Origin of the sequence: Pseudomonas sp. KBW05 (assembly GCF_003852405.1) — a bacterium.
Taxonomy (GTDB): domain Bacteria; phylum Pseudomonadota; class Gammaproteobacteria; order Pseudomonadales; family Pseudomonadaceae; genus Aquipseudomonas.
The window spans coordinates 39,776-50,012 of the sequence record NZ_QAJM01000008.1 but is presented as its reverse complement, the minus strand read 5'-3'; the positions used below and the strand labels follow the sequence as shown (position 1 = coordinate 50,012).

The 10,237-nt window shown below is 60.9% G+C and carries 10 protein-coding genes and 1 tRNA gene; 10 read left to right on the top strand and 1 reads right to left on the bottom strand.

Going from position 1 to position 10,237, the window contains the following annotated elements:
* The first annotated feature begins 41 nt into the window (after positions 1 to 41).
* From pheT to DBR46_RS30490, 5 genes are all read left to right on the top strand, one after another.
* Complete coding sequence (gene pheT / locus DBR46_RS07895) at positions 42 to 2,420, top strand: phenylalanine--tRNA ligase subunit beta (RefSeq protein WP_124525708.1); 2,379 nt, start codon at positions 42 to 44, stop codon at positions 2,418 to 2,420.
* A gap of 3 nt (positions 2,421 to 2,423) precedes the next feature.
* Entirely contained in the window at positions 2,424 to 2,726 is a 303-nt protein-coding gene (gene ihfA / locus DBR46_RS07890; RefSeq protein ID WP_002553164.1) for an integration host factor subunit alpha, read from the top strand.
* Entirely contained in the window at positions 2,707 to 3,063 is a 357-nt protein-coding gene (locus tag DBR46_RS07885; RefSeq protein WP_010209127.1) for a MerR family transcriptional regulator, read from the top strand. The genes ihfA and DBR46_RS07885 overlap by 20 nt, the downstream gene beginning before the upstream one ends.
* Before the next feature lie 90 nt (positions 3,064 to 3,153).
* Positions 3,154 to 3,230: transfer RNA gene (locus DBR46_RS07880), tRNA-Pro, on the top strand.
* 361 nt (positions 3,231 to 3,591) lie between these two features.
* A complete protein-coding gene (locus tag DBR46_RS30490) occupies positions 3,592 to 4,023 on the top strand; it encodes a glycine zipper domain-containing protein (RefSeq protein ID WP_124525707.1) in 432 nt (143 codons plus the stop codon).
* A 64-nt stretch (positions 4,024 to 4,087) separates the two neighbouring features.
* On the opposite strand, the gene DBR46_RS07870 is transcribed toward DBR46_RS30490, so the two are convergent.
* Entirely contained in the window at positions 4,088 to 4,939 is an 852-nt protein-coding gene (locus DBR46_RS07870; RefSeq protein ID WP_124525706.1) for a lipopolysaccharide biosynthesis protein, read from the bottom strand.
* Positions 4,940 to 5,288: 349 nt separating this feature from the next.
* Between DBR46_RS07870 and DBR46_RS07865 the strand changes: the two genes are divergently transcribed.
* The 5 genes from DBR46_RS07865 to DBR46_RS07845 all read left to right on the top strand — a co-directional run bounded on the left by DBR46_RS07865 (position 5,289) and on the right by DBR46_RS07845 (position 10,053).
* Positions 5,289 to 5,957 (top strand): GntR family transcriptional regulator, encoded by a 669-nt coding sequence (locus DBR46_RS07865; RefSeq protein WP_124525705.1) that lies wholly within the window; start codon positions 5,289 to 5,291, stop codon positions 5,955 to 5,957.
* A gap of 77 nt (positions 5,958 to 6,034) precedes the next feature.
* Entirely contained in the window at positions 6,035 to 6,841 is an 807-nt protein-coding gene (locus DBR46_RS07860) for an ABC transporter substrate-binding protein (RefSeq protein ID WP_124525704.1), read from the top strand.
* A gap of 12 nt (positions 6,842 to 6,853) precedes the next feature.
* Complete coding sequence (locus DBR46_RS07855) at positions 6,854 to 7,630, top strand: amino acid ABC transporter permease (protein ID WP_124525703.1); 777 nt, start codon at positions 6,854 to 6,856, stop codon at positions 7,628 to 7,630.
* Between the two features lie 2 nt (positions 7,631 to 7,632).
* Positions 7,633 to 8,412 (top strand): amino acid ABC transporter ATP-binding protein, encoded by a 780-nt coding sequence (locus tag DBR46_RS07850; protein WP_124525702.1) that lies wholly within the window; start codon positions 7,633 to 7,635, stop codon positions 8,410 to 8,412.
* 30 nt (positions 8,413 to 8,442) lie between these two features.
* Positions 8,443 to 10,053 carry a gamma-glutamyltransferase family protein gene (locus DBR46_RS07845; RefSeq protein ID WP_124525701.1) on the top strand — a complete coding sequence of 537 codons (1,611 nt, stop codon included), beginning with the start codon at positions 8,443 to 8,445 and terminating at the stop codon, positions 10,051 to 10,053.
* The last annotated feature ends 184 nt before the right edge of the window (positions 10,054 to 10,237 follow it).

Genomic DNA, 10,237 nt, shown 5'->3' with positions numbered 1-10,237 from the left:
GCGCAATTTCGCTAGTCGTAACGAATCTTTAGGAGAGCAGGATGAAATTCAGTGAACAATGGCTGCGTGGCTGGGTAAGCCCGCAGGTAGGTCGCGACGAGCTGGTTGCCCGTCTGTCGATGGCCGGTCTTGAGGTCGATAGCGTTACGCCGGCCGCCGGTGTTTTCAGCGGTGTGGTCGTGGGCGAGGTGCTGAGCACCGAGCAGCACCCGGATGCCGACAAATTGCGTGTGTGCCAGGTCAGCAGCGGCGCGGAAACCTTCCAGGTCGTGTGCGGAGCGCCCAATGTGCGCCCGGGCCTGAAGATCCCGTTCGCGATGATCGGCGCCGAGTTGCCGGGCGACTTCAAGATCAAGAAGGCCAAGCTGCGTGGCGTCGAGTCCAACGGCATGCTGTGCTCCCAAGCCGAACTGCAAGTAGGCGAGGGCAATGATGGCCTGATGGAACTGCCGGCTGATGCACCAGTAGGCCAGGACATCCGTGTTTACCTGGAGCTGGAAGACGCGAGCATCGAGGTCGACCTGACCCCGAACCGCGGCGACTGCCTGTCCCTGGCCGGCCTGGCCCGTGAAGTGGGCGCGCTGTACAACGCGCCGGTCACCCGTCCAGTGGTTGCCAGCGTGCCGGCTGTACACGACGAAGTCCGTCCGATCGAAGTGCTGGCGCCACACGCCTGCCCGCGTTACCTGGGCCGTGTGATCCGTAACGTTGACCTGTCCAAGCCAACGCCGCTGTGGATGGTTGAGCGTCTGCGTCGCGCCGACGTACGCAGCATCGACGCTGCCGTCGATATCACCAACTACGTGATGCTGGAGCTGGGTCAACCGCTGCACGCCTTCGATCTCGCCGAGATCAACGGTGGCATCCGCGTACGCATGGCCGAAGAAGGCGAGAAGCTGGTGCTGCTCGACGGTCAGGAAGTCAGCCTGCGCGCCGACACCCTGGTCATCGCCGACCACTCCCGCGCCCTGGCAATCGCCGGCGTGATGGGGGGCGAGCACAGCGGTGTGTCCGCTACCACTCGCGACGTTTTCCTTGAAAGCGCGTTCTTCGACCAGATCGCTATCGCTGGCAAGGCCCGTTCCTATGGCCTGCACACCGATGCTTCGCATCGCTACGAGCGTGGCGTGGACTGGCAGCTGGCCCGTGAAGCCATGGAGCGCGCCACCGGCCTGCTGCTGGAAATCACCGGCGGCGAAGCCGGCCCGATCACCGAAACCGTCAACGAACAGTTCTTGCCGTCCGTTGCGCCGATCACCCTGCGTGCCAAAAGCGTCGAGCAGATGCTGGGCCTGGTGATCGAACCGGCTGAAATCGAGCAACTGTTGTCGGCCCTGGGCCTGGCGATCTCCGTGAGTGGAGAAGGGCAGTGGCACGTTGAAGTGCCAAGCCATCGTTTTGACATCAGCCTCGAAGTTGACCTGATCGAAGAACTGGCGCGCCTGTACGGCTACAACCGCCTGCCGGTTCGTTACCCGCAAGCGCGTCTGGCGCCACAACCCAAGGCTGAGGCGCGTGCGCACCTGCCTGAGCTGCGTCGCCTGCTGGTTGCTCGTGGTTACCAGGAAGCGGTGACCTACAGCTTCATCGACCCGAAGCAGTTCGAACTGTTCAACCCGGGCGTCGAGCCGCTGTTGCTGGCCAACCCGATTTCCAACGACATGGCGGCCATGCGTTCGTCCCTGTGGCCAGGCCTGGTGAAAGCACTTTCCCACAACCTGAACCGTCAGCAAGACCGCGTGCGCATGTTCGAAAGCGGCCTGCGTTTTGTCGGCCAGCTCGATGGCCTGAAACAAGAGCCGATGCTGGCTGGCGTGGTGTGCGGTAGCCGTCTGCCGGAAGGCTGGGCACAGGGCCGCGATGCCGTGGACTTCTTCGACGTCAAGGCTGACGTGGAAGCGGTACTGGGCTTCGCGGGTGCACTGGATGCCTTCACCTTCCTGCCAGGCAGCCACCCGGCGTTGCACCCGGGCCAGACTGCGCGCATCGAGCGTGAAGGGCGTTTGGTCGGTTTTGTGGGCGCCATTCACCCGGAACTGTCGAAAACCCTCGGTCTTGACCGTCCGGTGTTTGTGTTCGAGCTGGTCCTGGCTGAAGTGGCTTCTGGCAAGATGCCTAAATTCAGCGAGCTGTCGCGCTTCCCTGAAGTGCGCCGCGACCTGGCCTTGATCGCCGACCGTGAAGTGGCCGCCACTGCCGTTCTGGATGTAATCCGTGAAAATGCAGGGGAATGGCTGACAGACCTCAGGCTATTTGACGTCTATCAGGGTAAAGGTATTGATCCGCATAGAAAAAGCCTTGCAGTTGGCTTGACCTGGCAGCATCCATCGCGCACTCTTAATGACGATGAGGTGAATAGCACGACACAAAATATCCTCACCTCGCTCGAACAAAGGTTGAACGCCACGTTAAGGAAGTGACGTATGGGGGCTTTGACGAAAGCTGAGATGGCGGAACGTCTGTACGAAGAGCTGGGTCTGAACAAGCGCGAGGCCAAGGAATTGGTCGAGCTGTTTTTTGAAGAAATCAGACACGCTCTGGAAGACAACGAGCAGGTCAAATTGTCCGGTTTCGGCAATTTTGACCTGCGGGACAAACGCCAGCGGCCTGGCCGCAATCCAAAAACGGGAGAAGAAATCCCGATCACGGCTCGCCGTGTGGTCACCTTTCGTCCAGGGCAGAAGTTGAAGGCCCGAGTTGAGGCTTATGCTGGAACCAAGTCATAACGACGAGCTACCCGTCATCCCAGGCAAACGCTACTTCACCATTGGTGAAGTCAGCGAGCTCTGTGCGGTAAAACCGCACGTGCTGCGCTATTGGGAGCAGGAGTTTCCTCAACTCAACCCCGTCAAACGCACCGGGAACCGTCGGTATTATCAGCGCCAGGACGTGCTGATGATCCGACAGATCCGCGCGTTGTTGTACGACCAGGGGTTCACCATCAGCGGTGCGCGTCAGCGCATGTCCGGTGATGAAGCCAAAGACGACACCACCCAATACAAGCAAATGATCCGCCAGATGATCGCCGAACTGGAAGATGTGCTGGTGGTTTTGAAGAAGTGATTCAAGCTTTTAAAATACTTCCACATTTCAAAAGCTTGCGGTATATTTCGGGTCGCTTCGTTATGAAGCAAACCCAGTAACACGCCTAGTCGGGGCGTAGCGCAGTCCGGTAGCGCACTAGCATGGGGTGCTAGGGGTCGAGTGTTCGAATCACTCCGTCCCGACCATATTTTTCAGTGATTTAGGCCAATGCTCACAGCATTGGCCTTTTTCATGCGCGTGATTTTTGCGGGACTTCACGCCTGCTCCATGCAGTCTGCGGCCGGATGCGAGCCCACGCCAAAGAAGCTGAAGCAAATCCAGAAGAAAGCTGTTCACTCACAGCCCCGCCCAACGCGGGGTTTGTCGTATCTGGGGCTCCTGCCCCAATTATAGTGACTGCATCGCCGCCTCCATCACGGCATACCTTGTTACAACCATTCGCCCCTGGGCATAGTCGGTATAGAACTTCGGCCTTTTGTTCTAATCCTAATGCTAGGCGTGCTTGAAACCGTGAGCGCCTGCTGACAACCCATAGAGGTTCACAAAATGAAAATGACACTACCCGCCCTGGTCTTGGGCGCCCTCATTTCGCAAGGAGCGATGGCTGCCGGAGATGGCACCGCCGCCCTTGGAGGCGGCGTTGGTGGTGCACTTGGCAATATCGTAGGTCAACAGCTCGGTGGCTCAACGGGCGCAGCGGTAGGCGCAGGTGTTGGTGGTGCCGCCGGTAGTGCTGTCGGCGCTCAACGAGGCAACAGAGCGGAAGCCGCAATAGGTGGCGGTATCGGCTCAGCCGGCGGCTCACTCATTGGTAATCGTCTCGGAGGCACAACGGGATCGACTATCGGCGCTGGTGTAGGGGGTGCAGCCGGCGGCGCGCTGGGGAATAACCTGGCAGATGATGAGAGTAGTCATAGATCGGATGGTAAGAAGCACAAAGGCAACAACAAGCATAAACACAAGAACAAGCATCGTTAGCGCCTGACGTTGTTGCATTGAAGCCCGGCCCAGCGCCGGGCTTCTCGTTTCTGGCTCCGCTGTTTTACGCGAGCATGTCCTCAACATCTGCCAGGGTGGCATGAGGGACAACACTGTCAGGAATTCTCGAGATGTCAGACAGGTTGTAAACCCTGAAGTCATCACCGATAACCTTGTCGGACATCAATTCGAACGACGGCAATATGCGCGTGAAGTAGTGTTGATCGAGCCCGCAGGGTGAGTGAGTGGATTCTGCGTTCTCGTAAAACCTGCCTGAGCGCTCGTCCAGATCAACGCCCACCAGAAAGACTTGGGTGAACCCCACATGGAACGCCAGCTGTATGGCCAGATAGGCCACGGTTCGCGCATCAAAAAAGCCCTCGCTCATGTCTTTGCTGAACCCCAGCGGTCTTTCGCGGCTGGGCAGCAAGGGATGATTGACGACCAATGCGTTGTGTTTGCCCAGCACAGATTCCAGCCAGGAAGGCCGCTTGGCTTTGGACAACGGGTAAAGCCGACCCGTGGGGCGAACATGTGCAGATCGCGCGTGGTCTTCCCACAGCGCAACCCTCTGGCTGATTGCCATGGCGTGTTTGAATAAATCGGGCTGCTGTTCGGAGAAACTTCTGTCCGTGCAGGCGTAAAAGTACGGCTTGATGTCAGTGTCCAGAAACATCGAGATGGCGCCATTCATCGTGATCATTGGCACGTGCGCAAATTGCCCGATGGGAAACGACTTGGCTGATGGTCCGGAGGCAATGATGAAGACTGCGCCCGACTCGGTGTTCCGGCAGGCTTCAAAATCGCTCAGGTCCAGAGGGTATTGGGTCGAGAGCCAGCTGGCGGTGAAGGGGGCGTGTAAAGCTTGCTGAGTGCTACCGGCATGCTCCATGGCGACGAAGGATGTCTGTTTCATCGGGCCCAACCTTGAAGTTAGAAGAAAGTACCTACATCACCCGACCCGACGGGGCATCGCTGAGTTCCTTCTTAAAACAAAGTTCATCAGCCTGAACGCCTATTTTTGTGTGGGCTATTCCCGGAGTTGGCAGCATTCATGGGCACTCACCGTTACTTCAGCCCACAGACGGTGCGCTTTCTGAGCCATTTGGTAGCAATTTCCTGCACGAGCTCTTGGCTCGACTACCGAGATTTTCCTGGTACTCCATGCGAATCAATCACTTGGTTCATCCCCAGATCAGTTGGCACGCATCCTGCTTTTTTGTATTCGTGGATAATTGGATACAAAAATACAAAAGGTGCTGCCGATGCAATTTGCCCCCGCTTACGTTGACCGCCAGCCCCTCACTGCCGAGGAGGAGGCCTACAACTTCCTGCTCGACGCCATTTGCAACGGCCGTTACCGCAAGGGCGACCGGCTGATTGCCGAAGACATCGCCAGCGAAATCGGCATGAGCCGCATGCCGGTGCGCGAAGCGTTTCGCCGCCTGGATGCCCAGGGCCTGGTGACGCTGCGGCCCAATCGCGGCGCCATCGTCAGCGGCCTGGATATCGACGAGTTGCACGAAGTGTTCGAGATGCGCAGCGCTCTCGAAGGCCTGGCGGTGCGTGTCGCAGTGGGGCGGATCGGCGAGCGCCAACTGGCCGCCCTGGAACGCATGCTCGACGAAATGGATGACTACCGCGACGAAAGCGCCGCGTGGGTCAGCCGTCACCGCGCGTTCCACGAATACCTGTGCAGCCTCAGTGGCCGCCCGCGTTTGATGAAGCAGATTTCGGCGCTGTACTCGCTGGTGGAAGCGCCCATGCGCCTGTGGTTGCAGCACGGCGACAAACCCCTCAGCGCCCGCCAGGAACACGCGGTGATCCTGGATGCCATACGCGCCGGCGACGCAGCCCGCGCCGAAGCCGTGGTGCGTGAACACATCGAAGGCACCGTGCCGGCGCTGATCCAGTTTTTGCAATCGGAAAAATAATCAGAGGTGGGCCCAAGCCCGCCCGTGTTTTGACTTTGAGTCCTGCCCCGTTAACCAACGAACTGGAGTGTCTGGTCATGCATAAACGCCGCGCCTTGCTGGTGGCTGTCTCCCTCGGGCTCTGCGCACAAGGAGCCGTTGCGGCACTCCAAGTGCCGGAGCGCTTGCAGAAAGTCGACAAACTCACCTACTGCTCGGGGATGGACTCACCGCCCCTGGTGTCCTTCGATGAAGCGCAGAAACCGCGCGGTTTGACCGTCGACCTGGGCCTGGAAATCGCCAAGCGCCTGGGCGACAAACAGGTGCAGTGGCGGGTGATCCCGTTCTCTGGCCTGGTGCCGGCCTTGCTCGCGCAGCAGTGCGACATGATCGTCGACCAACTGTTCGACAAGCCCGAACGGCGCCAGGTGATCGATATCGTCAACTACATGTATTCCAGCCAGTCGGTGGTGGTGCCCAAGGGCAACCCCAAGGGCATCAAGACCCTGGATGATTTGTCCGCGCACAAGGTCGCGGTGCTCAACGGTTCCACCATCAAGACCCTGCTCGACACCCAGAACGAAAGCCTGGCCAAGGCCGGCAAACCACCGATGAAACTGGTGGTGTACAACACCGACACCGACGCCTTCCAGGCCCTGCGCATCAGTCAGGTGGACGCCTACGGCACTACAGTGGAAACCGCCGGTTATTACGCGGCAATGGCCCCGGATCTGTTCGAGGAAGGTGTGCCGGCGTTCAGCCGCATCCTCACCGGTCTGGGCATGCGTAAGGACGATCCACAACTGACTGCCGCCGTGCAGCAGGTGATCAGCGATATGCGCAGCGACGGCAGCTACGTGCAGTTGTTGAACAAATGGCATGTCAGCAGCGACACACTCGACTGAGGCAGGGCGGCGATGAATTTCAATTGGGATGTGTTCTGGCAGTACCTGTTACAGCCTAGCGGGGTTTACCTCAACGGGCTCTGGCTGACGTGCCTGATCAGCGTGCTGGCCATGCTGTTGGGGTGCGCGCTGGGGCTGGCGGCGGCGCTGTTGCGCCTGTCGAAGAACCCGCTGTTGCACCTGCCGGTGCGGTTTTATGTGTGGTTGATGCGCGGCACGCCGCTGCTGGTGCAGATCGTGTTTCTGTACACGGCGCTGGCGGCGGGCGGGCTGTTTCGTTTCGAGGACATCGAGCTGTTCGGCCTGATTGTGCCCGGCAATATCCAGGCGGCCATCATCGCCCTGGGCCTCAACGAAGGCGCGTATATGGCCGAGATCATCCGCGCCGGTATCGGTGCGGTGGACAAGGGCCAATACGAGGCCGGGCGTTCCCTGGGCATGGGCTTCGCCAAGCTGATGCGGCGCATCGTGTTGCCCCAGGCGTTCCGCGTGATCGTGCCGCCATTGGGCAATGAGTTCAACGTGATGCTCAAGAACACCACCTTGGTCAGCGTGATCGGTGTGCAGGGGTTGTTGCTCAGCACGCAGATGGTCACCTCGGCGACGTTCCGCGTGTTCGAGTTGTACCTGGTGGTGGCGATCTACTTCCTGATGCTCACCACGCTGTGGGGCTTTTTCCAGCGTTGGCTGGAAGCGCGTTTCGGCCAGTCCGACCGGCCTTCGGCGCCGCCACCGGCCTCCAGCCGCATGTTCGGGCGCAGCACCTTGAAACTGCTGAGGGGACGCTAACCATGGCGCACAAAAGTGACGAACTGATCATCGACGCCCAAGACCTGCACAAGTCGTTCGGCGACTTGCAGATCCTCAAGGGCATCTCCCTGCAAGTGCGGCGCGGCGAAGTGGTGGTGCTGATCGGCGCCTCGGGCTCGGGCAAGACCACCTTCATTCGCTGCATCAACCTGCTGGAAGACATCCAGGGCGGACGCATCCGCGTCAACGGCCGTGCCATGGGCTACCGCGAACGCAGCGACGGCAGCCTGGTGCGTGATTCGGAGCGCAACATCGCCCGCCAGCGCCGCGACATCGGCATGGTGTTCCAGCGCTTCAACCTGTTCCCGCACATGACTGCCCTGGAAAACATCATCGAAGCGCCGATCCACGTGCTCGGCACCCCGCGTGCCGAAGCTCTGGAGCAGGCCCGTGGCTTGCTCGCGCGGGTCGGCCTGGCGGACAAGGCCAACCACTACCCGTCGATGCTTTCCGGCGGTCAGCAACAACGGGTGGCGATTGCCCGCGCCCTGGCGATGAAACCCCAGGCCATGCTGTTCGACGAACCCACCAGCGCCCTCGACCCGGAGACCGTCGGCGAAGTGCTGCAAGTGATGAAGGAGTTGGCCGAGGAGGGCATGACCATGGTGGTGGTCACCCACGAAATGGGCTTTGCCCGTGAAGTGGCCGACCGTGTGGTGGTGCTCGACCAGGGCGAACTGATCGAACAGGGGCCGCCGGAACAGATTTTCAGCCACCCCAGCCACCCACGTACCCGTGCGTTTCTCAGCCGCGTGTTATGACCTGAAACCTAGTGTGGAAGACCCTTTGCCATGTTGAAATTTTCGGCTCACGAGTACCCTTATCCGTCGCAGCGCCAGAGCGTGTTTGCCCAGCGCGGCATGGTCGCGGCGTCCCAACCGCTGGCTGCGCAGGCCGGTATCGAGATCATGCAACAGGGCGGCAACGCCATCGACGCTGCCATCGCCACGGCTGCTGCGTTGACGGTGGTCGAGCCCACTGGCTGCGGCCTGGGCGGTGACGCGTTCGCGTTGGTCTGGTGCAAGGGCCAGTTGCACGGCCTGAACGGCAACGGCCATGCGCCGGCGGCCTTGAGTGTCGAGGCGGTCAAGGCAGCGGGGCATGAACAGATGCCGCTGTATGGCTGGACCCCCGTCACCGTGCCCGGTTGCCCATCAGCCTGGGCCGAGTTGTCGCAACGCTTCGGCAAGCTGTCGTTTGCCGAGTTGCTGCAACCGGCCATCCGCCTGGCACGGGATGGTTTTCCGCTGTCGCCGGTGGTTGCCCATCAATGGCAGATCGCCCTGGATGAATTCAGCCCCCATCGCGACCCGGTGCTGGACGCCTGGTTCGCTACCTTCTTGATCGACGGCCGCGCGCCTCGGGCCGGGGAGTTATTCCGCAACCCGGCCCAGGCTCGCACCCTCGAAGAACTCGCGCAAACCCGCTGTGAAAGCCTGTATCGCGGCGCCCTCGCCGAGCGCCTGGATGCCCACTCCCGGGCCAGCGGCGGCTACCTGCGCGCCACTGACCTCAAGGATTATCGTGCGCAGTGGGTGGCGCCGATCCACGTCAACTACCGTGGCGTCGACGTCTGGGAAATCCCCCCCAGCGGCCAGGGCCTCGTCGCCCTGATGGCGCTGAAAATCCTCGAAGGCTTCAGCTTCGATCACCGCGACAGCCAACAAACCTGGCACCGCCAACTGGAAGCCATGAAGCTCGCCTACAGCGACGGCTTGCACTACATCACCGACCCGCTGCACATGCGCGTGGCCGTCGCCGATTTGTTGAGTGACGACTACAGCAGCCGTCGCCGCGCGCAGATCGGCGAACAGGCCCAGCCACCCAAACCCGGCGACCCCCACGCCAGCGGCACGGTGTACCTGGCCACGGCGGACGCCGAAGGCAACATGGTCTCGTTCATCCAGAGCAACTACCACGGCTTCGGCTCCGGCGTGGTGCTGCCCGACAGCGGCATCGCCCTGCAGAACCGTGGGCAGGAATTCAGCCTCGACCCCACCCACGCCAACTGCCTGGCGCCCGGCAAGAAAACCTTCCACACCATCATCCCCGGCTTCCTCACCAAAGACGGCCAGGCCCTTGGCCCGTTCGGCGTGATGGGCGGCTACATGCAGCCCCAGGGCCATGTGCAGATGGTGATGAACCTGGTGGATTTCGGCCTCAACCCGCAAGCCGCCCTGGACGCGCCGCGCTGGCAATGGCTGGGCGAGATGAAGGTCGGCATCGAGCAAGGCGCCTCGCGCGACCTGGCCAACGCCCTGGCGCGCCGCGGCCACCAAGTGCAAATCGCCAGCGACCTCACCGACTACGGCCGCGGGCAAATCATCCTGCGCGACCCGGTCAGCGGCGTGTTGTGCGGCGGCACAGAGCCGCGAGCGGACGCCCACATCGCCGTGTGGTAAAGGCGATTTTGACCTGTAAACCCCATCAACACAGTTGCTCCCACAGGGTATTGGGTTTACAGGCTGTGTCAGGTGCACACCGTTCAAAATGTGGGAGCTGGCTTGGCTGCGAAAGCGGCGGCACAGGCAACATCCTCTATTGCCAGACCCACCGCCTTCGTAGCCTCGCTAAAGCTCGACAACT